The organism is Glutamicibacter sp. NPDC088483 (assembly GCF_044753145.1).
Lineage (GTDB): Bacteria > Actinomycetota > Actinomycetes > Actinomycetales > Micrococcaceae > Glutamicibacter.
The window spans coordinates 600,382-623,778 of sequence record NZ_JBIVMP010000001.1; the positions used below are offsets into that span (position 1 = coordinate 600,382).

23 protein-coding genes, 4 tRNA genes and 1 riboswitch are annotated in these 23,397 nt (G+C 60.5%); of the genes, 7 read left to right on the forward strand and 20 right to left on the reverse strand.

What is annotated here, in order from left to right; translation table 11 throughout:
* Positions 1–71: 71 nt before the first annotated feature.
* The 8 genes from ACIP6G_RS02910 to ACIP6G_RS02945 all read right to left on the reverse strand — a co-directional run bounded on the left by ACIP6G_RS02910 (position 72) and on the right by ACIP6G_RS02945 (position 5,205).
* On the reverse strand, positions 72–446 hold the full coding sequence (locus tag ACIP6G_RS02910) for a GNAT family protein (RefSeq protein ID WP_365946140.1): 375 nt from the start codon (positions 444–446) through the stop codon (positions 72–74).
* The gene (locus ACIP6G_RS02915) at positions 353–547 is read right to left on the reverse strand and encodes a hypothetical protein (RefSeq protein WP_365946141.1); all 195 of its coding nucleotides are present in this window, start codon (positions 545–547) and stop codon (positions 353–355) included. Before ACIP6G_RS02915 ends, ACIP6G_RS02910 begins: the two co-directional genes overlap by 94 nt.
* A 46-nt stretch (positions 548–593) precedes the next feature.
* Positions 594–1,655 carry a UDP-N-acetylmuramate dehydrogenase gene (locus ACIP6G_RS02920; protein WP_365946135.1) on the reverse strand — a complete coding sequence of 354 codons (1,062 nt, stop codon included), beginning with the start codon at positions 1,653–1,655 and terminating at the stop codon, positions 594–596.
* A gap of 52 nt (positions 1,656–1,707) precedes the next feature.
* Positions 1,708–2,907, reverse strand: a complete 1,200-nt coding sequence (locus tag ACIP6G_RS02925; protein WP_105656886.1) for an MFS transporter — start codon at positions 2,905–2,907, stop codon at positions 1,708–1,710.
* 2 nt (positions 2,908–2,909) lie between these two features.
* Entirely contained in the window at positions 2,910–3,350 is a 441-nt protein-coding gene (locus ACIP6G_RS02930) for a MaoC family dehydratase (protein ID WP_133833607.1), read from the reverse strand.
* A 2-nt stretch (positions 3,351–3,352) separates the two neighbouring features.
* Positions 3,353–3,799, reverse strand: coding sequence for a MaoC family dehydratase N-terminal domain-containing protein (locus ACIP6G_RS02935; protein ID WP_105656888.1), 447 nt, complete (start codon positions 3,797–3,799; stop codon positions 3,353–3,355).
* Positions 3,800–3,900: 101 nt separating this feature from the next.
* Positions 3,901–4,176 (reverse strand): hypothetical protein, encoded by a 276-nt coding sequence (locus tag ACIP6G_RS02940; protein ID WP_332487064.1) that lies wholly within the window; start codon positions 4,174–4,176, stop codon positions 3,901–3,903.
* A gap of 87 nt (positions 4,177–4,263) precedes the next feature.
* Positions 4,264–5,205 carry a DUF2797 domain-containing protein gene (locus ACIP6G_RS02945; protein WP_365946136.1) on the reverse strand — a complete coding sequence of 314 codons (942 nt, stop codon included), beginning with the start codon at positions 5,203–5,205 and terminating at the stop codon, positions 4,264–4,266.
* Positions 5,206–5,446: 241 nt separating this feature from the next.
* Between ACIP6G_RS02945 and ACIP6G_RS02950 the strand changes: the two genes are divergently transcribed.
* On the forward strand, positions 5,447–6,223 hold the full coding sequence (locus ACIP6G_RS02950; protein ID WP_286134123.1) for a GTP pyrophosphokinase family protein: 777 nt from the start codon (positions 5,447–5,449) through the stop codon (positions 6,221–6,223).
* 82 nt (positions 6,224–6,305) lie between these two features.
* Here the strand turns inward: ACIP6G_RS02950 and ACIP6G_RS02955 are convergent.
* Together ACIP6G_RS02955 and ACIP6G_RS02960 are read right to left on the reverse strand one after the other, a co-directional pair.
* Positions 6,306–6,382: transfer RNA gene (locus tag ACIP6G_RS02955), tRNA-Met, on the reverse strand.
* A gap of 47 nt (positions 6,383–6,429) precedes the next feature.
* A tRNA-Thr gene (locus ACIP6G_RS02960) sits at positions 6,430–6,501 on the reverse strand.
* Between the two features lie 533 nt (positions 6,502–7,034).
* On the opposite strand from ACIP6G_RS02960, the gene ACIP6G_RS02965 reads away from it, so the two are divergent.
* Positions 7,035–7,106, forward strand: a tRNA-Thr gene (locus tag ACIP6G_RS02965).
* Between the two features lie 272 nt (positions 7,107–7,378).
* A riboswitch (TPP riboswitch) is annotated at positions 7,379–7,486 on the forward strand.
* A complete protein-coding gene (thiC, locus tag ACIP6G_RS02970) occupies positions 7,483–9,225 on the forward strand; it encodes a phosphomethylpyrimidine synthase ThiC (protein ID WP_365946137.1) in 1,743 nt (580 codons plus the stop codon). (Overlaps the previous riboswitch by 4 nt.)
* Before the next feature lie 92 nt (positions 9,226–9,317).
* Here thiC and ACIP6G_RS02975 read toward each other — a convergent pair whose 3' ends face one another.
* Positions 9,318–11,237: a DEAD/DEAH box helicase gene (locus ACIP6G_RS02975; RefSeq protein WP_105662540.1), complete on the reverse strand. Its 1,920-nt coding sequence runs from the start codon at positions 11,235–11,237 to the stop codon at positions 9,318–9,320.
* Positions 11,238–11,545: 308 nt separating this feature from the next.
* Here ACIP6G_RS02975 and ACIP6G_RS02980 point away from each other — a divergent pair, with 308 nt between their 5' ends.
* Positions 11,546–11,962, forward strand: a complete 417-nt coding sequence (locus ACIP6G_RS02980; RefSeq protein WP_133833604.1) for a hypothetical protein — start codon at positions 11,546–11,548, stop codon at positions 11,960–11,962.
* A gap of 88 nt (positions 11,963–12,050) precedes the next feature.
* Here the strand turns inward: ACIP6G_RS02980 and ACIP6G_RS02985 are convergent, their stop codons facing one another.
* Both ACIP6G_RS02985 and ACIP6G_RS02990 read right to left on the reverse strand, forming a co-directional pair.
* Positions 12,051–13,208: a cystathionine gamma-synthase gene (locus ACIP6G_RS02985; RefSeq protein WP_332487056.1), complete on the reverse strand. Its 1,158-nt coding sequence runs from the start codon at positions 13,206–13,208 to the stop codon at positions 12,051–12,053.
* Between the two features lie 27 nt (positions 13,209–13,235).
* Positions 13,236–14,600 (reverse strand): pyridoxal-phosphate dependent enzyme, encoded by a 1,365-nt coding sequence (locus ACIP6G_RS02990; RefSeq protein WP_400288562.1) that lies wholly within the window; start codon positions 14,598–14,600, stop codon positions 13,236–13,238.
* A 139-nt stretch (positions 14,601–14,739) separates the two neighbouring features.
* Here ACIP6G_RS02990 and ACIP6G_RS02995 point away from each other — a divergent pair, with 139 nt between their 5' ends.
* Positions 14,740–15,702, forward strand: a complete 963-nt coding sequence (locus ACIP6G_RS02995; protein ID WP_400288564.1) for a DNA-3-methyladenine glycosylase family protein — start codon at positions 14,740–14,742, stop codon at positions 15,700–15,702.
* 24 nt (positions 15,703–15,726) lie between these two features.
* On the opposite strand, the gene trxA is transcribed toward ACIP6G_RS02995, so the two are convergent.
* Positions 15,727–16,101, reverse strand: a complete 375-nt coding sequence (gene trxA, locus ACIP6G_RS03000) for a thioredoxin (protein ID WP_105656896.1) — start codon at positions 16,099–16,101, stop codon at positions 15,727–15,729.
* A gap of 141 nt (positions 16,102–16,242) precedes the next feature.
* Positions 16,243–16,324, reverse strand: a tRNA-Tyr gene (locus ACIP6G_RS03005).
* Between the two features lie 182 nt (positions 16,325–16,506).
* Between ACIP6G_RS03005 and ACIP6G_RS03010 the strand changes: the two genes are divergently transcribed.
* Complete coding sequence (locus ACIP6G_RS03010; protein WP_105656897.1) at positions 16,507–16,995, forward strand: YajQ family cyclic di-GMP-binding protein; 489 nt, start codon at positions 16,507–16,509, stop codon at positions 16,993–16,995.
* A gap of 114 nt (positions 16,996–17,109) precedes the next feature.
* On the opposite strand, the gene ACIP6G_RS03015 is transcribed toward ACIP6G_RS03010, so the two are convergent.
* Positions 17,110–17,457, reverse strand: coding sequence for a hypothetical protein (locus tag ACIP6G_RS03015; protein ID WP_400288567.1), 348 nt, complete (start codon positions 17,455–17,457; stop codon positions 17,110–17,112).
* A 466-nt stretch (positions 17,458–17,923) separates the two neighbouring features.
* A complete protein-coding gene (gene htpX / locus ACIP6G_RS03020; RefSeq protein ID WP_400288569.1) occupies positions 17,924–18,802 on the reverse strand; it encodes a zinc metalloprotease HtpX in 879 nt (292 codons plus the stop codon).
* A gap of 238 nt (positions 18,803–19,040) precedes the next feature.
* Between htpX and rarD the strand changes: the two genes are divergently transcribed.
* On the forward strand, positions 19,041–19,979 hold the full coding sequence (gene rarD / locus ACIP6G_RS03025) for an EamA family transporter RarD (RefSeq protein WP_400288572.1): 939 nt from the start codon (positions 19,041–19,043) through the stop codon (positions 19,977–19,979).
* Between the two features lie 94 nt (positions 19,980–20,073).
* Here rarD and gabT read toward each other — a convergent pair whose 3' ends face one another.
* The 3 genes from gabT to ACIP6G_RS03040 all read right to left on the reverse strand — a co-directional run bounded on the left by gabT (position 20,074) and on the right by ACIP6G_RS03040 (position 23,377).
* A complete protein-coding gene (gabT, locus tag ACIP6G_RS03030; RefSeq protein WP_332727360.1) occupies positions 20,074–21,417 on the reverse strand; it encodes a 4-aminobutyrate--2-oxoglutarate transaminase in 1,344 nt (447 codons plus the stop codon).
* A 206-nt stretch (positions 21,418–21,623) separates the two neighbouring features.
* Complete coding sequence (locus ACIP6G_RS03035) at positions 21,624–21,767, reverse strand: methionine/alanine import family NSS transporter small subunit (protein ID WP_332487043.1); 144 nt, start codon at positions 21,765–21,767, stop codon at positions 21,624–21,626.
* A 2-nt stretch (positions 21,768–21,769) separates the two neighbouring features.
* Complete coding sequence (locus ACIP6G_RS03040; RefSeq protein WP_400288575.1) at positions 21,770–23,377, reverse strand: sodium-dependent transporter; 1,608 nt, start codon at positions 23,375–23,377, stop codon at positions 21,770–21,772.
* Positions 23,378–23,397 lie beyond the last annotated feature (20 nt).

Sequence of the window (23,397 nt, forward strand, 5' to 3'; positions counted from 1 at the left end):
GCTTGGCCATTTCCCTTGCAGATGAGCTCTAGTGGGCCCACTCATCCCGGAGTACCGAATAGATCAGCTGGTCATGCCACGCACCGGCGCCACTGCGCTTGGCGGATGACACCCTCGCGGGTGAACCCCAGCTTCTCCAGGCACTTCTGCTCAGCCGCATTTTCTGCGGCTGTCGTAGCCTGGATCCGATGACGGGGGTAGTGGGTGAACAAGTAGTCGACGAGCATCTTCTGCGCCTGCGTGCCATGGCCCTGGCCGCGGTACTGGGCAAAGATGCCGATGGCGACTTCCCAGCAGGCCGAGGTGTTGGCCCGGCCCCACGACGAAACGGTGAACCAATCGACTTTGCCGATTATTTGCCCCCCAAGCAGACTGCCAGCGCGCCATCGGCGTTGCCGATCAACTGGTCCTGGCCGACACGGGCGCGCAGCTTGTTCGTATCCCAGAAGCCGAACCACTGGGCTTCACCGGCACCCTGCACGGATTGGAAGTTCGCTTCCAGCAGGTCGATATCCTCCAGCCCGAGCTTTCGCAATGACAAGTGCACCCTTGTTTTCCTCCCGTGTTCCGGCGATGGCTGGCATGCTGCTCGCTTAGAGAGCTAGGCCGATCAGCAACGGCTCATTGACCAGTTCAATGCCAAAACGCTGCTGCACGCCGGCACGAACTGCCCGCGCAATGGCCACAATGTCCTGGGCGGTGGCTTCCCCGCGGTTGGTGATGGCCAGTGTGTGCTTGGTGGACAGGGACGCTCGGCCGCCAGCGAGCGCGAACCCCTCGGTCCCCTCCAAGCCGTAGCCCTTGCCGAAACCGGCCTGGTCGATGAGCCACGCGGCGGACAGCTTGAGGAAGCCAGCTTGTTCCGCCGGGTAGCTCGGAGCGTTCTCGGGAAGCTTGCCCATGACGCTGGATTCAACGATGGGGTTGGTGAAGAAGGAACCCGTGGAGTGCGAGTCGGCATCCCTGGCATCAAAGACCATGCCCTTGGAACGACGCAAGTCCAGAACGGTCTGGCGCACTTCGAGCGCGTCGGCGCGTTCGCCAGCTTCAACTCCGAGCCGGCGGGCCAGCTCTGCATAGCGGATAGGAGCCGATTCATTTTCACGGGTCAGCAGGAAGGCCACTTCCAGGACCACGTAGCGTGGGGATCCGTTGGTGCTCGTGCGCTTGATGACCGAATCGCGGTAGGCGAAACCAAGCTCGGAGTTATCCAGCTTGAGTACCTGGTTGCTCTGGCGGTCGTAGGCACGCAGCCACGCCAGGGTCTGGGAAATGTCTGCCCCGTAGGCCCCGACGTTCTGCACCGGAGTGGCACCGGTGCACCCGGGGATGCCCGAGAGCGCTTCCAGTCCGCTCAGGCCCTCAGCCAGGCTGTATTCAACGGTCGTGTCCCAGTTCTCGCCGGCGGCAGCGCGCAGCAGCACCTTGCCATTAGGCTGCTCGTCCAGGTGCAGTCCGCGGGTGGCGATCTGCACTGCGACGCCCGGGTACCCCTCGTCGGAGATCACCAGGTTGGAACCCCCGCCAATGAGCAGAACGTCGTGCCCTGCGGTGTCTGCTGCCGCAACGGCTTGAGCCAGTTCAGCTTCGCTGGTAGCGGTCACCAATTGCTGGGCTGGCCCACCAACGTGGGTCGTGGTCAGATTCTTCAGCATTGCTTCAGTTTACTTTCCGTATGGGAACGAATAGGTGCGGCCGGCCGGCGTTCTACGCTTTGCCTGCGCCGCCGGTACGGTTTCCGGCGGCATTGGAGGACAAGCAGAAGGCCACGACCACCAGGATGGAAATGGAACCCAAAGCAGGTAGCAGGCCGATGACTTCAGCCAGCAGTCCCAAAAGCGGCGGGCCACCGAGGAAGGCGCCGTAGCCGATGGTGGACACTACCGAGACGCGGGTCGCGGCATGAACAGGATCATCCGATGCCGCGCTCATGGCCAGCGGGAAGGTCAGGGCCACGCCCATGCCCCAGATGGCCAAGGCCACGAAGGCCAGCGGCAGGTTGTTGCCAAAGGCGAAGAGCAGTACCCCGACCAGGGCGCTGATGGCGCTGGCCCGGATCATGACGACACGGCCCAGGCGCAAGATCAGATCGCCGGACAGCAGCCGGGTCAGTGTCATGGCGGTAACGAAGACGCCGTAGCCGATGGCTCCGACGCCTTCCTTCGTGTGGTATCCATCCACCAGTGCCATGGCCACCCAGTCGCCGGCTGCGCCTTCAGCCAGGGCCATGCCCAGAACCAGAACGCCCAAGAGGACGGTCTGCGGTTCGGTCCATGCCTTCTTCAGCGAGGTCCCGCTGCTGGTGCGCGGGGTCCGGCTGTAGTCTTCTCCGTAGAATCGGGCACTGTAGAGCACGGTGAAGACGATAACCAGGCCCATGAAGCCGTAGTGGTACTGCAACGGGATCTGCAGTCGGGCACCTAGCGCACCAGCGCCGGCACCGATCACGGTGCCGATGGAGAAGAAACCGTGCAGGGCGGGCATGATGCTCTTGCCCAAGGCGCGTTCCATGGCCGCACCTTGGACATTGGAGGCGACATTCCATGATGCGGTCCCCAGGCCCTGGGCGAAGAGGAAGATGCCGCAGATCAGGGCGCTGCCAAAGATTCCTGCGCCCACGCCTACAAGAATGAGTGAACAGCCGGCTATTGTCGCGGCGATGCGCATGACGCGGGTGGCCCCAAGGCGCAGAACCAGTTGTCCTGAGACCGAGACGGACAGGAAGGATCCTGCACTCATGCACAGCAGCAGCAGTCCAACGCTGGCGTGGTCCAGCTGCAGGGCATCACGCACTGCGGGCAAGCGCGAAACCAGGGCCGAGATCAGCAGGCCGCTGGCCAGGTAGGCGGCCATCAGCGCGTTGCGCCACTGGGTTACAGGCCTCTGCGCTTCACCGGGAAGTTGCATGCCTAGAGCTGCACCACGGCTTGGCACTTGAGCAGTACCTTGCTGTCATGGGCCGAGACTGCCAAATCGATGCGGGCGGTGCGGGCTTCGGAGTCCAAGGCGCCGACCTTGCCCTCCACCGAAATGGTGGTACCTTCGTGATTCGCCGGGTTGGTTCCTTCGGGATCTTCGACGACTACCGGCTTGGTGAAGCGGGTCTGGTAGTCGATGATGGCTCCCGGGTTGCCGACCCACTGGGAGACCAGGTCGATGACCGATCCCATGGTGAACATGCCGTGGGCGATCACCGATGGCAGTTCCACTTCCTTGGCGAAGCGCTCATTCCAGTGAATCGGGTTGAAGTCGCCCGAGGCACCTGCATAGCGGACGAGGTCCGCGCGGTTGACCTGCACCGTGTGCGAGCCAATGACCTGGCCCTTTTCGAGGCTTTCGAATTCAATCATGCTTAGTCCTCAGCTCGTACAAGTAGCGATGAAACGGTGGTTGCGATCTTCTCGCCAGCCACGGTGGTTATTTCCGCGCGGGTGGTGATCATGGCACCGGCACCCATTTCACGGACCTGGTCCACGTAGAGCTCGGCAAGCAGTTCATCGCCGGCAACGATTGGACGGTGATGGGTGAAGCGCTGGTCGGCGTGCACCACGCGGGAGAAGTCGATGCCACTGGCCGGGTCGGCAATCAGCTGCGCGTCAGCGCGCTGGGCGATGATGATCGCGAAGGTCGGAGGGGCAACGACATCGCTATAGCCCAGCTCGCGAGCGGCCTGCACATCGTAGTGCGCCTGGTTGGCGGCCTTGGTGGCCTTGGCGAATTCGCGGATCTTTTCGCGGCCTACCTGGTAGGACTCGCCGGCAGGGTAGATGCGCCCTACCAGGTCGGGGTTGATGCCCATGGATTCTCCTGAACGTTGTTGGAAGTGGCCAGGCGAGGCTGCCGCCGGATACGGGACCCGGGCGCAGCCAAGCGGTCACACGGTGGAATTCTTGCGGAGCCCTAGTCCTGCCCGTCCGCCGGGCGCTTCTTGGCTCGAGGGGCCGCCAGGCCATTGGCAATACGCCACTGGCGCGCATCCCTGGCGCGGACAACCAGTCCGGCGATGTGGCAGAGCATGCCGATGACCATGATGCCGATTGCTGTGTAGACCGTTGGCAGCGATGGAATGTTGGCGCCGATGATGGCCAAGATGATGCCTGCGCCCATGATGCCCATGGCAGCGAAGACGAGCTTCTTATAGCGTGATGAGGCCGATTCCCAAGGAGTGTTGGTCATGGTTCAAGTCTAGTTCAGCTCCGGCTGTGTCCGCTCATTGAGGCCGGGGCATTTCCCCGTGACTCCCCCGACAACGCTGGGCCTGATTCAGAACAGGGCGGATTGCTCTTCCCTGAAATCTCCGAAGTTCTCCACGATGGCGACCTCGCGGGTCTTCAACTCGGCGGCATCCAGCAGGCGCACGGTGGTGCCTTCGCCGCTGTCTGCGAGGATGCTTTGCCCCAGCACGCCGCGGATGCGCAGATTCACGGTGTTCCCGCCCAGTGCCGCATTCCAGGCATGCAGCGCATGGGTATCCCAGGCGTCAACGACCGGGCGGGCGAAGGCCGGTTGTTTCCATAGCTCGTCGCGCAGCTGCACGCCGTAGGTCTCCAGGCCCCGCTGGGCGCCAAGGAAGACCCGGGTCCGGCTTGCCGCTTCGGAGTTGATCTGGTCCAGCTGGGCGTAGTCCAGTTCCCAGCTGGCCAGTCCCTTGATCTTGGACTTCTGCCGGACTTGCTGGCTCAGGCCCACGTGTTCAGTGACCAGGTCTTCGAGCACTCGAATAGCGGCGCCATCAGCGGCGCGGGCAACATAGCGGGCAATGACCGCTCCCTGCTGCGCCAAGCGAGTCCATTTGCTATGGGTCGAGGTGGTACCGACCTTGGTCGCCCCATGGGCGAAGCTTGCGACATACAAGAAGTGCGGCTGCTCCAGGTACTTGCGCATGCCCTCCGGGGCTTCGCCGGTCTTGTGGAAATGATGCATGAACTTTGAATGATCCAGCCGGCGGCAGCGTTCGCACTGGGTTCCGGTACGCAGCGCTTTGTTCTTCGGGCAAGGCAAGGTGTTGCGAGAGCCATCGCTGTTCATCGTGATGTAGCCCAGGCAGAATTTCAGTTCGCCGATGCGCAGGCTTAGTGAACGGTTGGCTTCCAGGTATTCGGTGCTCCATTTTTCCGCTTGCCGAAGCCGGAGCATGGGGGCGCATTCATGCTCTGAGAAGCTGATGCCGTGGCAGAGCTGCCGGTGGTCGCTGGCGAATTCCATCGATGCCTTCCTCGAAGTTACCTCTTTAACGATAGTTCACCGGACATGGCTAGCTCCTGCAAGGCAGGTTGGCCGGCGCCTGCAGCCCGAAAGTTTGCTGGACGAATTCCCGATTCGTTCTGGCCTAATTCCTAGGAGATGCCCTTAAGCTGGAACTGCACCGGAACCGTACCGCGGGCCGGGCCATGATCTGCTGAGGTGATCCAGGATTTCTGTCCCATTTGATGACAAGACTCGTGCAGTGGCCATCGCAGCTGCCGAGACCGCCCCTTCGCCGGCCGAGCTGCAGCGATTGACGCAGGCTTTCCGCCATGATTTCCAGCGTTTCATGATGGAGTACCAGTTTGCGGTGGACGAGGTGCTGACCAAGGTCTCGATCTTGCGTGAAGAGTTCTTGTATTTGCACAATTACAATCCAATTGAGCACGTCACTTCCCGGGTGAAAACTCCGGAGAGCATCATGCGCAAGGTCTCCCGCCGGAACATCTCCCCGTCCCTGCCTGCCATTCGCGAGAACATCAGCGACATTGCCGGCGTGCGCATTACCTGCAGTTTCGTCAAGGACATCTACAAGGTTCTGAACACGCTAACCTCGCAGAATGACCTGAAGGTCCTCCAAATCAAGGACTACATCAAGAACCCGAAGCCCAACGGCTATAAAAGTGTCCATGCGATCGTGCAGATCCCGGTCTACTTATCCGATGGCCCGGTCGATGTCGTGGTGGAGCTGCAGATCCGTACCATTGCCCAGGATTTCTGGGCAAGCCTGGAACATAAGATCTTCTACAAGTACGAGGGCGAAGTTCCAGAACATCTAGTGCAAGAGCTTGCCGACGCGGCGGCCATGGCGACGAAACTCGACATGCAGATGCAGCGCTTGCATACCGAAGTCCACGGCCATGATGCCAATCAGGCACCGAGCCAAGAGGCGGATTTCGATACGACAGCGATCCAGGGGCTGCTGTCGCTGGCTCAGCAAGCCAAGGACGGGAACCAGGAGAAGGACTTGGATCACTAGCCGTTCATGCCCTCGAAGGACAATGCTGCTTCGGGGCCGGAAACCAAAAAAGATCCTCGGCCGAGGCCGAGGATCTTTGATTTGGTAGCGGCGCCGGGACTCGATCCCGGGACCTCACGATTATGAGTCGTGCGCTCTAACCAGCTGAGCTACGCCGCCACAAGTGAGAAGCAATCCAGTAGAAGCCAAGAATGCTTCTCACTCAGAGCCCCCTGCCGGAATCGATCCGGCGACCTCGTTCTTACCAAGAACGCGCTCTACCACTGAGCTAAGGGGGCAACGAGTAAATACTCTACACGGATTTCCCGGCAAAGAAAAATCGGCGGATCACCCCGGAAAAGACCCGGAAAATTCTGTAAAACCACTAGTCAATGGCTATTTATCCCCTCACTCGCCACCCCGGGGACGAAGGGTGGGACAAAAAGTGCCCTGGTGACGATGCTCACGGGAGTGCTCCTCGTGGTCAATCGCGGATTTGCCCGGGTGCGCAGGATAGAATCCCGCGGATTCTTCCCGGTGGCCAAGCATCGAATTACTCCGCTTGGAATTTCGGAACGCTGCCACCTTTTCCCGCTCCAGAACCCGTGACCGAGCGGCACTTGGGCAACACCCGATCCACCCTGGCACGCAGGCACGGCTCCAGCGGCCGGCAGTTGGATCCCAGGCCGCGAACCGGGGTGCTGGAAACCGCCAGGAAGGCAACAGCTCCTTGCCGCCCATTCCGGTCTTGAGTAGGAATATTGTGACCTCAGCAACAAATTCCCGACGGATTTTGCAAACCTCAAAAACCTGTGTAAAGTATTTACCTGTTGCCCCCTTAGCTCAGTGGTAGAGCGCGTTCTTGGTAAGAACGAGGTCGCCGGATCGATTCCGGCAGGGGGCTCGAAATAAGAGAGGCAATCTGGTTCCAGATTGCCTCTCTTTTCGTTTATCCCGCAGATGCCGTGTAGCCACTGCGAGCATGGCCCAGGGCACACCCAAGCTGCAGCACCGGCTACCGGCTGCTTCTTGCGCCCCGGATTCCAGGTGCCCCCGGCAAGAGTCTCCGGCCAATGAAAAGCATCTTGGCCCGCCACAGCCGGCCCTTCCCACTTCCTTGATGTCAGGCCCTGACCACTGGGTTTGCGTTTAACCCTCGCAAGCGTGCTAAGTTGTTCGCGACCACACGGGTGCCCTGGCAAGGGCTGAGATCGGGCTATCGCCGTCCGCGACCGTTGAACCTGTCCGGGTAATGCCGGCGAAGGAAGTGAGTTTCCCCAGTGGAACAAATTGAACAGCACCCTGCCCACACCCTTGCCTACCGTGAATCTGCGGGAATTTCTGTTCCCGTCACGCAGATCCAATTGGCAGACTCCCCCAATGGACAGTCCAACGAGCCGCTGGCTGTATATCGCACCAGCGGACCGGGAAGCGAGCCCACCCAAGGCCTGCAACCCTTCCGCGAGCGGTGGATCCTGGAACGCGGGGACGTGGAAACCTATGCAGGCCGCGAACGCAACCTGCACGACGACGGACGCTCAGCGGTCCGCCGCGGCACGGCCAGCGCGGAATGGGCCGGACGCTCAGCCCCGCCGCTGCAGGCCGTTGACGGAGCCCGCGTGACGCAAATGCACTATGCGCGTGCCGGGATCATCACCCCGGAAATGCGCTATGTGGCCCTGCGCGAGGAATGCGATGTCGAGCTGGTGCGCAGCGAGCTCGCGGCCGGGCGAGCCATCATCCCGGCGAACATCAACCACCCGGAATCCGAGCCGATGATCATCGGCAAGGCGTTCCTGGTCAAGATCAATGCGAATATCGGCAACTCGGCGGTGACCAGCTCCATCGCAGAAGAAGTCTCCAAGCTCCAGTGGGCGGCCAAATGGGGCGCGGACACGGTTATGGACCTGTCCACCGGAGATGACATCCACACCACCCGCGAGTGGATCATCCGCAACTCCCCGGTCCCCATCGGCACCGTGCCGATCTACCAGGCGTTGGAGAAGGTCAACGGCGAAGCCAACGAACTGACCTGGGAGATCTTCCGCGACACCGTCATTGAGCAGTGCGAGCAGGGCGTGGACTACATGACCATCCACGCCGGGGTGCTGCTGCGCTACATCCCGCTGACTGCCAACCGGGTCACCGGCATGGTCTCGCGTGGCGGGTCCATCATGGCCGGCTGGTGCTTGGCGCACCACCAGGAGAATTTCCTCTACACCCACTTCGATCAGCTGTGCGAGATCTTCGCGCAGTACGACGTGGCCTTCTCGCTGGGCGACGGGCTGCGCCCGGGTTCCATCGCAGATGCGAACGACGCCGCCCAGTTCGCCGAGCTGGACACCCTGGCCGAGCTGACCAAGCGCGCCTGGAAGTACGATGTGCAGGTGATGGTCGAAGGCCCGGGGCATATCCCGTTCCATCTGGTGCGCGAGAATGTGGAACGCCAACAGCAGCTGTGCGATGGGGCGCCGTTCTATACCCTGGGCCCGCTGGTCACCGACATCGCCCCGGGCTACGACCACATCACCAGCGCCATTGGCGCCACGGAGATCGCACGGTACGGGACCGCGATGCTCTGCTACGTCACTCCCAAGGAGCATCTGGGACTGCCCAACCGGGATGATGTGAAGACCGGGGTGATCACCTACAAGATCGCTGCGCACGCCGCCGATCTGGCCAAGGGCCACCCGGGCGCCACAGCGCGGGATGATGCGCTGAGCAAGGCGCGCTTCGAATTCCGCTGGAATGACCAGTTCGCGTTGTCCCTTGACCCGGTCACCGCACAGGAATTCCATGATGAGACCTTGCCGGCCGAGCCGGCCAAGACCGCCCACTTCTGCTCCATGTGCGGGCCGAAGTTCTGCTCCATGCGCATCTCCCAGGATATCCGCGACGAGTACGGCTCGGCCGAGGCGCAAGCCGCCCTGGCCGGGATGGCGCAGAAAAGCAGGCAGTTCCTGGAAAGCGGCGGCACGGTCTATCTCGGGGACGGGATCCCGGTGGGAACTCCTGCTCCGTAAATAGCCTGCGGCGCACGAAAAACGCCCTTGGGGCAAGCTTTCGGCTTGCCCCAAGGGCGTTATTCAATGCTGTTCAGCTGCGTGCGGCTGGCTTAGTAGTCGCGACGTCCACCGCTGCGGCCCGAGTCGCTGAAGCGATCCTTGCCGCCGCGTCCGCCACCGCCGAAGCCGCCACGTCCGCCGCCGCGTCCGCCACCGAAACCGCCACGGCCGCCACTGCGTCCGCCGCCGAAGCCACCACCACGGCCGCCACGGAAGCCACCGCGGTCGCCTTCGTCGTCACGGCGCGGGCTGCGGCCATTGTCGAGCTCGAGCTCGATGGCTTCGCCGCCGATGCGGGTCTTGGACAGTGCACGCCACTGGTCCTTGCTCAGCTCTGCTGGCAACTCGACCAGGGTGTGGTCCGAACGGATCTCGATGCCGCCGATTTCCGAAGAATCGAAGCCGCCCTCGTTGGCCAGTGCGCCAACGATCGAGCCCGGCTGCACGCGGTTGCGTCGGCCTACGGCCAGACGGTACATGGCGTTGCCTTCGGCAGCGGTCTTGCGGGCACGTGGACCGCGATCGCCACGGTCACCGCGTTCGCTACGCTCGCCGCGCTCTGGGCGATCCATGCGTGCCTTCTTCGAAGGGGACATGACTGGTTCGGTCATCAGCAGCGGGCGGCCGCCCTGGGCCATCAGAGCCAGTGCAGCTGCAATTTCCAGCTGGTCCAGGTCTTCGTGCTCGGAAGCGAACTTCTCCACGATTTCGCGGAAGGTGGTCAGGTCCTGGCCGCTGATGGTCTTGTCGATGCGATCGGTGAACTTCTGGATACGACGGTCGTTGACCGAATCCAGCGAAGGCAGCTGCATCTGGGTCACCGGCTGGCGGGTAGCCTTCTCGATGGCACGCAGCAAGTACTTCTCGCGCGGGGTCATGAACAGGATCGCGTCGCCCGAGCGGCCGGCACGGCCGGTACGGCCAATGCGGTGCACGTAGGACTCGGTGTCATGCGGGATGTCGAAGTTGATAACGTGCGAAATACGCTCAACGTCCAAGCCACGAGCTGCCACGTCGGTAGCAACCAGGATGTCGATCTTGCCCGAGCGCAGGTTCTCAACGGTGCGCTCACGCTGCTGCTGAGGGATGTCGCCGTTGATGGCAGCCGCGGTGAAGCCGCGGGCCTTCAGCTTGTCGGCCAGGTCCTCGGTAGCCATCTTGGTGCGGACGAAGGTGATAACGCCTTCGAACGACTCGGATTCCAGGATGCGGGTCATGGCGTCCAGCTTGTGGGCGCCCATGACCTGCAGGTAGCGCTGGGTGATGTTGGTGCCGGTGGACTGCTTGGACTTCACGGCAACTTCCTGCGGGTTGCGCAGGTATTCCGAAGCGATGCGGCGGATGGTGCGTGGCATGGTTGCCGAGAACAGGGCAACCTGCTTGTCCTCTGGGGTAGCTTCCAAGATCTTGTCGACCTCTTCGGCGAAGCCCATGCGCAGCATTTCGTCGGCCTCATCAAGGACAACGTACTGCAGGTTCGACAGGTCCAAGGAACCCTTGTTGATGTGGTCGATAACGCGACCTGGGGTACCAACGACTACCTGGGCGCCACGGCGCAAGCCGTTGAGCTGCGGGCCGTATGGCGAGCCGCCGTACACTGGCAGAACGGTGAAGTTCGGCAGGTACTTGGCGTAGGAAGTGAAGGCTTCGGCGACCTGGAGGGCCAGCTCGCGGGTTGGAGCCAGAACCAGGATCTGCGGGGTCTTGGCTGGACCATTGGTGTCAGCCAGCTCTGCCATGCGGGACAGGGCAGGAAGCGCGAAAGCAGCGGTCTTGCCGGTACCGGTCTGGGCCAGGCCGACAACGTCGCGGCCTTCGAGAAGCAGTGGAATGGTCGCTGCCTGGATTGGCGATGGCTTTTCGTAGCCAAGGTCGGCAAGCGATGCAAGCACGCGGGCATCCAGGCCAAGTTCGGAGAAGAGCACGGTTGGCTCTTCCGGGGTCTGGTTGTCGTCGGTGTTTACGGGCATGTCAGAAGACACGAAGAATTACCTCATTCGTTAGGGGATAGGCCTTGGCCGTCCCCAAAGAAACGACGTATAGGCTGCACAGTCAGATACAAGTCACGCTCATCAAGCGCTCCCCTATGACATAAAGACCCGCACACACTTTGCGGAAAATACAACACGAGAAGGCTCCGGCCTCAAAAATTGGGCTGGATGCGAGAGGGATACCCTGATGTTCGCGAACACTTAATGCTAGCTTGAACAGGCCACTATTGTCAGTGTCGAGAGCGTGTGAGATCGGGCACCGCACCAAAGCACGTAGGGTTGAGAACGTGAAGAAACCACTTTTTCCGCGACGTCCAGATGAGCCCACCCCAGGCGGATTGTTCATCGCCCAAATGCTATGGCTCCTAGCCGGAGTGCTTTTTCTCGGCTTCGGAGGCTTCCTGGCTTACGAGCATATCCAGGATTCCGCGCTGGATTTCGGAGCCATTGCGCTGATGATCTTTTTCGCCGCTGCCGGCCTTGCCTGCTGTGTGCTGGGTTACCGCTTATTCACCGGGGACCGGGCCGCGCGCGCCCAGCTGTCCTGGTTGGGCCTGATTACCGCGCTGCCGCTGTTGCTGCGATTCGGCCGCTATTCGCTGCTGGCGGCCATCATCATGTTCAGCGTGGCCTTGATGTGGATGCCAGCGAGCAACAGGTATTTCAAGATCGTGGATCCCAAACCGGCCAAGCGCCGCCGGTAGCCGATCCGGAACTTCGTTCAAAGCACCAAGGACCTGGGTTCCGTTGCCCTTTGCGGGCAGCGGAACCCAGGTCCTTTGCGCTTGGTTCTTACAGGTTGGCGAAGGCCTTATCCAGGTCTTCAATCAAATCCGCAGGGTCTTCGATGCCAACGGACAGGCGCAACAGGTTCACCGGAACCGCCAGCTCGGTACCCTTCACCGAAGCGTGGGTCATCTCCGACGGGTAGTTCATCAGCGATTCGATGCCGCCCAGGGATTCTGCCAGGGTGAATAGCTTGGTGCTCTCGGCAATCTTGCGGGCCGCCGCTTCACCGCCGGTGAACTGGACGGACACCATGCCGCCGAAGCCGGACATCTGCTTCTTGGCAATCTCGTGGCCCGGGTGGTCTTCGAAGCCCGGGTAGAGCACGCGCTCGACTTCGCTGCGCTCACGCAGCCACCCGGCAACCTGTGCAGCGTTCTCCGAGTGGGCGCGCATGCGAACGCCCAGGGTCTTCAGGCCGCGGGTGGTCAAGAAGGCGTCCATCGGGCCCGAGACGGCGCCCACAGCGAACTGGATGAAGCCGATCTTTTCTGCCAGCTGCGCATCCTTGACGATCACCGCACCGCCCACCACATCGGAGTGGCCGCCGATGTACTTGGTGGTCGAGTGGACCACGATGTCAGCACCCAGGGTCAGCGGCTGCTGCAGGAATGGGCTGGCGAAGGTGTTGTCCACGACCAGCAATGCGCCGGCAGCATGGGCGATTTCAGCGACCTTGGCGATGTCGGTGATGGTCATCATCGGGTTCGAAGGGGTCTCAACCCACACCAGCTTTGCCTTGTTCTTTTCGATGGCGGCAGCCAGCGCTGCTTCGTCAGCCATGTTCACCGGGGTGTTGCCGATGCCCCAGTCGCCCAGCACGCGGTCAATCAGGCGGAAGGTTCCACCGTAGGCGTCGTTGCCCAGCACAATGTGGTCGCCCGGACGCAGGATCGCACGGATCAGCGAGTCCTCGGCGGCCAGGCCGGAGCTGAAGGAGAAGGCGTGGGTGCCGAATTCTGCGCCGGCCAGCTGCGCCTGCAGCGCGTCGCGGGTCGGGTTGGTGCCGCGGCCGTACTCGTAGCCGTTGCGCAGGCCGCCAATGCCGTCCTGCGCGTAGGTCGAGGAGAAATGCAGCGGCGGAACTACCGCGCCGGTGACCGGTTCGAATTCCTGGCCCGCATGGACAAAGCGGGTGTTTGCTCCCTGATGGTTTTCAGTCATCGATATCAATCCTTTGAGGTGTTGTCTCTAGCGGGTGGAGTAGGCCAAGAGATCGGCTGCGGTAGCCGCGGCGATCACTTCGCCGCCCTTGGTCAGCAGTACGGCCGGGTGGCTCCTGAGCAGTTCCTGTGCATGTTCCGGGGTGTCTGCGGTGCCGATGAATGGCTTGGCCAAGTCGCCCAGGTCTGCGAGCGTACTGGTTGGTTCTGCGCCAGCCAGCAGTGCGTCGGTGATGTCCCCCGCGCCAATGACACCGCGGATCTCGCCGATACGCGCTGGCAGCGGCGAGGTCGACACGACCAACGCGTCATCGCCCTGCTCGCGCAGTGCCTTGGCCGCTTCGGCCAGGGTGGTATCCAAAGCCACCGTGGTGGTGCCCTGCTTGGCAAGTGCCGCGCCGATGAAGTCCAAGGCGGAGTATTCATCAGTGGTGAAGCCCTGGTCCAGCATCCACTGGTCGTTGAAGATCTTGGCCAGGTAGCCGCGGCCGCCATCCGGGGCGATCACGACAACTACGTCGTCTTCGCCCAGGTCCTTGGCTGCACGCAGCGCGGCGACCACTGCCATGCCCGAAGAACCGCCCAGCAGCAGGCCTTCTTCCTTGGCCAACCGGCGGGTCATTTCAAAAGCCTCAGCGTCGGTGACTGGTTCCACGGCATCCGGCACGGATGGGTCGTAGTTCCCTGGCCACATATCTTCACCGACGCCCTCGACGAAGTATGGGCGTCCGGTGCCACCGGAGTAGACCGAGCCATCCGGGTCTGCGGCAATGATCTTGACCGGGCCCGAGGCGCGGCCGGCGGAAACCTGTTTGAGGTAGCGTCCGGTGCCGGTGATGGTGCCGCCGGTTCCTGCGCTGATGACCGCATGGGTCAGCTTGCCGTCGGTGTCGTTCCAGATTTCCGGTCCGGTGGTTTCGAAGTGGCTGTCGGGTGCTGCCGGGTTGGCGAACTGGTCGGGCTTGTAGGCGCCGTCGATCTCGGTAACCAGGCGGTCCGATACGCCGTAGTAGGACTGAGGGGAATCCGGGGCCACCGCGGTTGGGGTGACTACTACCTTGGCACCGTAGGCGCGCAGTACGTCGCGCTTTTCCTCGCCGACCTTATCCGGGGTGACGAAGATGGTGTTGTAGCCCTTGAGCTGGCCCACCATGGCCAAGCCGACACCGGTGTTGCCGCTGGTTGGTTCCACGATGGTTCCGCCGGGCTTGAGCTGGCCGGATTCTTCGGCGCGCTCGACCATCTTCAATGCGATGCGGTCCTTGATGGAACCACCCGGATTCAAGTATTCAAGCTTCACCAATACAGTGGCTTTGATCCCCTCGGTGACTCGATTGAGCTTCACCAAAGGGGTATTGCCGATCAGATCTAGGACTGTGGACGCATACTTCATGTCAAGAACTTTACCGGCGGTTGTCATACATGTCGTTCCGGCACGTAGCGAAACGTCACGCAGTGGACGGGCACTTTTCATCAGTGCTAGGCAAGCCTGCCGCAAGCTACTGCAGGCACGAGGCTATAGGATGCGATTCATGGAGAAGCCGTTGAGCGCCGATTACGATCCGCACCGCCCCGTGTCCTTGCTCAAGACTTTGGGAATCCTGCGCCGGGGACTGGGAGATCCGACCATCCGCCTGTCCCAGAGCGAAGCATGGCTGGCCTTTGGAACACCGTTCGGAGATGCCACGCTGCAAATCAGCAAGCCCGCGCCCACCGCCCCGGCAACGTTTCGAGCATGGGGTCCCGGAGCCCACTGGGCCATCGGCTCAGCTCCGAACCTTCTAGGGGCGCTCGATGACTGGAGCGATTTCGACGCGAGGATCAAAGAAGGGCAGTTCCCCGAAATTATCGCGCGCACCCGCTCGTTGCATCCGGACTTCGTTCTGCCCAGCACCGGCAGGATCTTTGAGCACGCCGCTGGGGCGATCTTGGAACAGCGGGTGACCGGGATTGAAGCGAATTATGCCTGGCGCTGGCTGATCCGCCATTTGGGACAGCGGGCTCCGGGTCCGGCTCCCGAGGGCCTGATGATTTTCCCCGGATCGCAAAAGCTAGCCTCGATGAGGCGCTGGGACTGGCAAAAGGCGCGCGTTGAAGGACAGCGGGCTAACACCATGGCACGCCTGCTGCAGGTTGCCGGCAGTTTGCAGTGGTGGGCAGAGAAGCCAATGGACCATGCACGGCCCACCGCCAAGGCTCCGGGCACCTTGGAAGCCGCCTTGGGTTCGGTGCCGGGCATTGGTCCCTGGACAATTGCCGAAACCCTGCAGCGCTCCCACGGATCCAGTGACCATATTTCGGTGGGAGATTTCCATCTGGCTGATTTCGTGGGCCAGGTGCTTACCGGTTCCCGAATCAGCGATGGGCAGATGCTGGAGCTATTGGCGCCATACGCCCCGCACCGTCAACGCGTAGTGCGCTTGCTGGTGCTTTCGGGGCAGAAAAAACAAAGCTTCGGGCCCCGTTACGCACCGCTGGATCACCGGCGGAGGTAAGGAGCCCGAAGCCTCTAATGGTTCTTAGGAATCAGCCTGCGCGGCTTCCTCGGCGATCTGCTTGTGCACTTCGCTCATGTCAATGCCCTTGACCGCAGTGACTAGATCTTCGAGCTGGGTCTGGTTCAACGCACCAGCCTGCGAGAACACGAGGACCTGTTCGCGGAACGCCATGATGGTAGGAATCGAGGTCACGTTAGCTGCACGTGCCAGGCCCTGCTCAGCTTCGGTATCCACCTTGGCAAAAACGACGTCGCTGAACTTGTCCGAGGTCTGGTCGTAAACCGGTGCAAACTGCTTGCACGGCCCGCACCAGTCGGCCCAGAAGTCCACGAGGACGATGTCGTTGTCTTCAATCAACTTCGCGAAGTCGTCTTCGCTCACATTTTTCGTTGCCATGGTTATACGGTAGCCGATCCTTATTTGAAATACGTAGAAAGGTGATCTTGTTCGGAACCGGGAATAGGAAAGATCCGGGTTGCCGTGCATTCCTTCCGCATGCAAAAAACTCCCGGATCCTGGGATCCGGGAGTTATTTTGTGGCAGATACTGGATTCGAACCAGTGAAGGCGTTGCCAGCTGATTTACAGTCAGCCCCCTTTGGCCACTCGGGTAATCTGCCGAGTACGTTCGCTTCAAGAACATTTGCTCTTGTCGGAACGAGAAATAACTCTACAGGAGTTTTTCGATGTTGTGAAATCGAGAGGGGCATTTTTGCTGTAAGCCTGATCACACCCCAAATCCAGGGGGCAAAACCGGTAGGCTATGAAGCGAATCAGACCCGTTTCAACTAGGAGTATTCACATGGCTAGTGATTCCACATTCGACGTCGTAAGCAAGGTTGATAGCCAGGAAGTCGCCAACGCGATGAACCAGGCCCAGAAGGAAATTGCCCAGCGCTACGACTTCAAGGGCGTTGGCGCTGAAGTTGATTTCAGCGGTGAGAAGATCCTGATGAAGGCCAACTCGGAAGAGCGCGTCAACGCAGTACTGGATGTTTTCCAGTCCAAGCTGGTCAAGCGCGGCATTTCCCTGAAGTCATTGGATGCCGGCGAGCCATTTGCATCCGGCAAGGAATACCGCATCGAAGCAAGCATCAAGGAGGGCATCGCCCAGGATGTCGCTAAGAAGATCAACAAGCTGATTCGCGATGAGGCGCCTAAGGGCATCAAGTCAACCATTCAGGGTGACGAGCTTCGCGTCTCTTCCAAGTCCCGCGATGACCTGCAGGCCACGATGGCTCTGCTGCGCGACTTCGAAGAAGCGGATCTGCAGTTCGTGAACTTCCGCTAGGACTGACCCAGCGTTAGAAATCACGTGATACACAGCGAGGGCTGTTTCCCATTCACCATGGGAAACAGCCCTCGCTGCCATCTGCGCACCACTGGATCATGGACCCGGGAAGGATCAGCGCTGATCCTCGTCGCGCTTCTGCTTCTTCAGCCTCTTTGCTTCTTCGCGGGCCTTCTTCGCGTAGTACTGTTCGCGAGTCCTTTCCCTGGCCCGCCGCTTGACCTCGGCCACATCATCAGCGAAGTGGTCCTTGGTCATGGCTTTGAATTCATTGAACTTCGCGGCCATCTCTTCCGGCGAAGGTCCCGGCACCCATGGTTTGATCCAGAGGATCTCAGCGGCGTTGCATGCGGCAACGAGCACTGTCACAAAACTGCTGTCACGCAATGAGCTGGTAACTGCATAGGCCGCAGCAAAGCTGACCATGATGGACACCACGAATGGAAGGACGACGTACAGCACTCCCCCCCGGGGTTGGGACGGCGTTCTTTCAGGACAATCGGTCGAACGATGATGGCGCCGAGGATTTCCGAGAGGAGATACGAGATCGCCAGCGTGATAGCGAATGTGCCGAAAGCAGTGTGGAGGGCAATCCATGATGAGCAAATCCAGGCCGCAAGCAGGCAAGCCAATCCTTTGACCGTTCCGGTGGCCAGTTGACCGGCTATGGCATCCCCAAGCCTGGGCAGAAGTGCCGCGTCGTCGTCTCGCATCCTTGTTCCTTGCTCCATCATCAGACGGCAGAGGGTCTTCTTTTCGGTGCCGCTACGATCAGCCCATCCTCGATTGACTAGGGAAGACGAAGAATATCGCCTCATCCTTTAGTAGGAGGGGAAGTAACTATTAGTTCAACGGTAAAGGCCCAAAACAAGCTAAAGGCCGCATCTCCATATGAGATGCGGCCTTTAGCCCAGGAGCTGCTTTGCACTTAGTATCCGCGTCCGCCAGCCATCGCTTCAAGCCGTGCGATGCGATCCTCCATTGGCGGGTGGGTGGAGAACATGCGCTTGAGGCGCGAGCCGAATGGATTGGCGATCATCAGGTGCGAGCTGTTGACCAGCTTCTGGTCGTTGGAAGCCAGCGGAGCCTGCGTAATCCCTGATTCCAGTTTCCGAAGCGCGCTCGCCAACGCCAGCGGGTCATTGGTCAGCTTGGCTCCGTCCTCGTCTGCATCATATTCGCGGGTGCGGCTCACGGCCATCTGGATGATCGACGCTGCCAGTGGCGCCAGCAGGGAAAGGGCAATCAAGGCGATCGGATTCACCCCGCGGTTGTCATTGCTGTTGCCGCCGCCGAAGAACATCAGGAACTGGGCAACGGAGGTGATAACGCCCGCAACCGCGGCGGCGACCGAAGAAGTGAGGATGTCCCGGTTGTAGACATGCATCAGCTCGTGGCCCAGCACCCCGCGCAATTCGCGTTCGTTCAGCAACTGCAGGATGCCTTCGGTGCAGCACACCGCCGAATTCTGCGGGTTGCGGCCGGTGGCAAAGGCGTTCGGCGAAGTGGTTGGCGAAACGTACAGTCGCGGCATCGGCTGCTGCGCGTTCATCGACAGCTCACGCACGATTCGGTACATTCCCGGCTGTTCCGCTTCGCTGACCGGGTAGGCATGCATCGAGCGCAGAGCCAGCTTGTCGCTATTCCAATAGCTGTAGGCAGTAGTTCCGAGGCCTATCAAGGCAAATATCCAAATGAACATTGAATGGCCGGTGCCCGCGGATATCAGCGAGCCAATGGCCAGCAGCAGGGCAAACATTCCGCCCATCAAAAAGGCGGTTTTGAGTCCGTTGTTATGTCCATGCACGGCGATGCACTCCCTCAATGAAGCAAACCAAGTTGGTGTTCTCTAGTCTAGTCAACGACTGGAATTCCATTTATGTTCCGGTGAAAATATCACAGAGCCGTGTGGAATGGCAGGCACCGCCGGCCCAGGGGAATATCCAGACGGCGGGAACGTTGTAGTTTTAAGATGCGGTTCCACAACTTATTTCCCGGTGGGCCGCTCCCTTGATCCATTTTGTTTCTGAAAGTGTGCGCCCTGCATGTCCGTAAGTACCGCTAAACCGATCCGTTCAGAACATAGCTACGGACTGATCCAAGGCACCGCCGCGTACCTGATTTGGGGCATGCTACCGGCTTACTTCCTATTGCTGCCTGACATCTCGGCCTTCGAATTCGTTGGCGTTCGCGTGATCTTCTCGCTGGTTTTCTGCCTGTTGCTGCTGGCGTTCACGCGCCAGGTCAAGCAGTTCCTTGCGATGTTCAAGGATTCCAGGACCATCTGGCAGTTGGGACTGGCTAGTGTTCTGATTGCAGCCAACTGGACTCTCTACGCACTGGCGGTCTTGACCGGACATGTGCTGGAAGCCTCGCTGGGCTACTTCATCAACCCAATTGTGGCAATCCTTCTGGGTGTCGTCGTCCTGAAAGAAAAATTGCGTCGGCTGCAATGGATCGCTGTTGCCATAGCCACCGTTGCTGTACTTGTCTTGACGATCGGCTTGGGACAGGTCCCTTGGATTTCCCTCGGCTTGGCTTTCTCCTTTGGCTTCTATGGCCTGGTGAAGAACAAAGTGGGCCAAAGCGGAACTGCGCTGGGGTCCTTGACCATTGAAACCGTCTTGCTGACCCCGTTGGCCATCGGCTATCTGGTTTGGCTGGCCGTTGACGGGAAGTCTGCGCTGTTCTCGGCTGATGTTCCTGGCCTCTCGCTTTTGGCAGCGAGCGGCATCATCACCGCAGTACCGCTCCTGCTCTTCGGGGGTGCAGCTCGCCGCCTGCCTTTGAGCACCCTGGGCTCATTGCAATTCCTCGCCCCGCTCTTGCAGTTCATCCTGGGCCTGCTGGTCTTTGGCGAGCACATGCCATTCGAACGCTGGGTTGGTTTCGCCTTGGTATGGGTTGCGGTGCTCTTCGTGCTCGTGGACATGATGCGAATTCCACGCATTGGCTCCATGCCCGAACCGAAAAAGTTGGTCTGAACGCCCGGTTGCACTCACCGCCGATACAGCGAATGCCTCGAATCTCCCGTGGGAGGTTCGAGGCATTCGCTGTTTAGGACCAGTTTTGAGCTACTTAGGCGACAGCCTTGCGGATCGCATCTTCCAATACGTTGAATGCATCCTCGAGCAGCTCGTCGCCGATCACCAGCGGAGGCAAGAGGCGAACCACGTTGCCGTAGGTGCCGCAGGTGAGGATCAAGACGCCCTGGGCCAGGCATTCGGCTGCGATGGCCTTGGTCAGCTCGGCGTCCGGCTGCTTGCCACCAGCCTTGACGAATTCCATTGCAACCATGCCGCCACGGCCACGGATGTCGCCCAGTTCCTTGATGTCCTTCTGCAGCGCACCGAAGCGGGTGAAGAACTTCTCTTCGATCTCGCGGGCGCGACCCGCCAAGTCCTGCTCTTCCATGAACTTGATGGATTCCAGAGCCGCGGCCACAGCAACCGGGTTGCCGCCGTAGGTGCCGCCCAGGCCGCCACCGTGCACCGAATCCAGCAGTTCGGCACGGCCGATAATGCCAGACAGCGGCATGCCGCCGGCGATGCCCTTGGCCAGGGTGATGATGTCAGGCTCAATGCCTTCGATGTCCGAGGCGAACCAAGCACCGGAGCGTGCGAAGCCTGCCTGGACTTCGTCAGCAACGAAGACAATGCCGTTTTCCTTGGCCCATTCGGCGATGCGCGGCAGGAAGCCGGTGGCCGGAACGATGAAGCCGCCCTCGCCCTGGATCGGCTCGATGATGATCGCAGCGATCTGGTCGCCGCCGATCTGCTTTTCCATGGCCAGGATCGCGCGCTCGGCTGCTTCCTTGCCGGAGATGTTCGGGTTCTCTTCGCGGTATGGGTAGCTCATTGGCATGCGGTAGATCTCCGGTGCCAGTGGGCCGAAGCCGCGCTTGTATGGGGCGGCCTTGGCGGTCAAGCCCATGGTGAGGTTGGTGCGGCCGTGGTAGGCGTGGTCGAAGGCGACTACTGCCTGGCGGCCGGTGGCAATGCGGGCTACCTTGATGGCGTTCTCTACCGCTTCGGCACCGGAGTTGAAGAAGACTGCACGCTTCTCGAAGTTGCCCGGAGTGATGGCAGCCAGCTTCTCGGCCAGCTCGATGTAGTTCTCGTACGGAGCGACCATGAAGCAGGTGTGGGTGAAGCGCGCGGCCTGTTCGGCGACGGCTTTGGCTACTGCCTGATTCGAGGCGCCAATGGTCGTTACGGCGATGCCGGAGCCCAGGTCAATCAGCTGGTTGCCATCGACATCGACAATGATGCCGCCATCAACCTCTGCCGCGTACACCGGCAGGCTGGAAGCTACGCCGGCAGCAACTGCTTTGGCTCGGCGTGCGGTCAGTTCCTGCGACTTCGGGCCGGGGAACGGACCGTTGATCTTGCGCTTCTGGTCAATGCGGTAGGTAACGTCCATGTGATTGTCCTTCCAGAACTTATTCGTGAGCTCACTGGCCCTATTGTCTCTATAACTAGAGAGTATTCTCCCGGCTGCCCGGCCACTACGCGGATCGGCACAACACGTTTCGTGTCGCATAGTGCATTTGCACAGGAAAAGGCCTCTTCATTCCAAGCCGGGGCTTGAAACGAAGAGGCCTTCGATCCAGATGCTGCTTGCAGGTTCTAGTTGCCTGCCGAGCCAGCTGGCTCGATCACATCGTCATCGTGCTTTTCAGGATGGCGATTCAGGCTGATCAAGGCGATGGCCAGGCCTCCCCAAATGGTCAGCATGGAGATAATCATGAAGACAATCGCTATAGGACTCATGGCTAGTATTCCTTCCTGGACACTTCAGGGACTTCTTCTGCCTCGACGTTCGCACGATGCTGATCGAACTCGGGGTCGTTTTTCTTGGAGTTCTTGCTCCAAGGGACCAGGGACAGCAGAACCGCGCCGACAATCAATGCCCCGGCCATGCCCCAACCGAAGATCCCGAGGAACCAAACAGGGTAGTCCTCATAGGGAGTTGCAAGCTTGGTCTGGATTTCATTGATCAGCATGTAGCCCAAGACAGCTGGGCCCACGCCGCCGACCAGGACCATCCAGCCGGTACCCAGCTTGATGGAGCTGTGGCGGTTCAAGTGCTTGGCCAGCTTAGGCAGCATGCCCAGGCCTGCACCGAAGACGATCACAATCACCAGTGCGCAAGCGAGGATGCCGAACTGGTTCACGAACGCATCCATGGTGTCCAGCAAATACAATCCAGTGGTGGTTGGGAACAAGATCATGGAGATCAATGCCACCGGAACGACAACAACCAGGGTGGCCGACTGGCGCTTCCAGCCCAGCTTGTCCTGGAAAGCCGCAACAATCACCTCGAGGATCGAGATCAACGAGGTAATGCCGGCAAAGACCAGCGAACCGAAGAACAGCACGCCGATGACGCCGCCCAAGGGAGCCTGCGAAACGATGGTCGGGAAGGCGATGAAGGCCAGGCCGATTCCGCTGGTTGCCACTTCGTCGACGGAGCTGCCGGCGTTGTACGCCATGAAGCCAAGCGCCGCGAAGACGCCGATACCTGCAAGCAGTTCGAAGCTGGAGTTGGCGAAAGCAACAACGTAGCCCGAACCGGTCAGATCGCTCTTGCGCTTCATGTACGACGAGTACGTCACCATGATGCCGAAAGCCACGGACAGCGAGAAGAAGATGTGCCCGAAGGCCGCAGCCCACACCGCAGGGTTCGACAGCGCCTCGAAGTTCGGCGTGAAGAAGGTATTCAAGCCGTCCACAGCACCTGGCAGGAAGACCGACTGGATCACGAGGATCAGGAACATGACGATAAGCAGCGGCATGAAGACGGCGTTTGCCCGGGAAATACCCTTGTTCACACCGGCGACCATGATCACGATGGTCACCAGCCAAACGAAGAACATCGGGATGAAGATGTTGCCGACGAAGTCGAAGCCGACGTTGACGTTTTCCGAGACCTTGAGGAAGTCGTTCATGAAGAACCCGGCGGCGCCGTCGGCGTTCTTGTCCCAAGCCTTGGTGATGGAGAACCAGCAGTACATGGCCGCCCACGCAATGATGGCCGCGTAGTAGATGGCGATGATGAAGCAGATCAGTACCTGCCACCAGCCCAGGACCTCGGCCTTGCGGTTAGCCCGGCGGTACGCCAGCGGAGCAGAGCCGCGGTAGCGGTGGCCGATGGAGTAGTCGAGGAACAGCAACGGAATACCGGCGCAGAGAATTGCGACCAGGTATGGGATCAAGAATGCGCCGCCACCGTTTTCGTAGGCGACGTAAGGGAAACGCCAGATGTTTCCCAGACCAACGGCCGAACCAATCGCTGAAAGGATGAACAACTTTCGGGAGCTGAAAGTCTCACGCTTCTCGGTTGCGAGTGGAGCGCCCTGTGATGAAGATGGAGTGCTCATGTGTCTAAGCTACTGCAAAA

Excerpts from the sequence above, each read along its gene's own strand:
- ACIP6G_RS02925 (WP_105656886.1), bottom strand. The coding sequence starts at position 2,907 with ATGCAACTTCCCGGTGAAGCGCAGAGGCCTGTAACCCAGTGGCGCAAC.
- gabT (WP_332727360.1), bottom strand. The coding sequence starts at position 21,417 with ATGGACGTTACCTACCGCATTGACCAGAAGCGCAAGATCAACGGTCCG.
- ACIP6G_RS02920 (WP_365946135.1), bottom strand. The coding sequence starts at position 1,655 with ATGCTGAAGAATCTGACCACGACCCACGTTGGTGGGCCAGCCCAGCAA.
- ACIP6G_RS02975 (WP_105662540.1), bottom strand. The coding sequence starts at position 11,237 with ATGCCCGTAAACACCGACGACAACCAGACCCCGGAAGAGCCAACCGTG.
- ACIP6G_RS02940 (WP_332487064.1), bottom strand. The coding sequence starts at position 4,176 with ATGACCAACACTCCTTGGGAATCGGCCTCATCACGCTATAAGAAGCTC.
- rarD (WP_400288572.1), top strand. The coding sequence starts at position 19,041 with ATGTCCGTAAGTACCGCTAAACCGATCCGTTCAGAACATAGCTACGGA.
- trxA (WP_105656896.1), bottom strand. The coding sequence starts at position 16,101 with ATGGCAACGAAAAATGTGAGCGAAGACGACTTCGCGAAGTTGATTGAA.
- ACIP6G_RS03010 (WP_105656897.1), top strand. The coding sequence starts at position 16,507 with ATGGCTAGTGATTCCACATTCGACGTCGTAAGCAAGGTTGATAGCCAG.
- ACIP6G_RS02985 (WP_332487056.1), bottom strand. The coding sequence starts at position 13,208 with ATGACTGAAAACCATCAGGGAGCAAACACCCGCTTTGTCCATGCGGGC.
- ACIP6G_RS02995 (WP_400288564.1), top strand. The coding sequence starts at position 14,740 with ATGGAGAAGCCGTTGAGCGCCGATTACGATCCGCACCGCCCCGTGTCC.
- ACIP6G_RS03035 (WP_332487043.1), bottom strand. The coding sequence starts at position 21,767 with ATGAGTCCTATAGCGATTGTCTTCATGATTATCTCCATGCTGACCATT.
- ACIP6G_RS02930 (WP_133833607.1), bottom strand. The coding sequence starts at position 3,350 with ATGATTGAATTCGAAAGCCTCGAAAAGGGCCAGGTCATTGGCTCGCAC.
- ACIP6G_RS02945 (WP_365946136.1), bottom strand. The coding sequence starts at position 5,205 with ATGGAATTCGCCAGCGACCACCGGCAGCTCTGCCACGGCATCAGCTTC.
- ACIP6G_RS03040 (WP_400288575.1), bottom strand. The coding sequence starts at position 23,377 with ATGAGCACTCCATCTTCATCACAGGGCGCTCCACTCGCAACCGAGAAG.
- ACIP6G_RS02990 (WP_400288562.1), bottom strand. The coding sequence starts at position 14,600 with ATGAAGTATGCGTCCACAGTCCTAGATCTGATCGGCAATACCCCTTTG.
- ACIP6G_RS02935 (WP_105656888.1), bottom strand. The coding sequence starts at position 3,799 with ATGGGCATCAACCCCGACCTGGTAGGGCGCATCTACCCTGCCGGCGAG.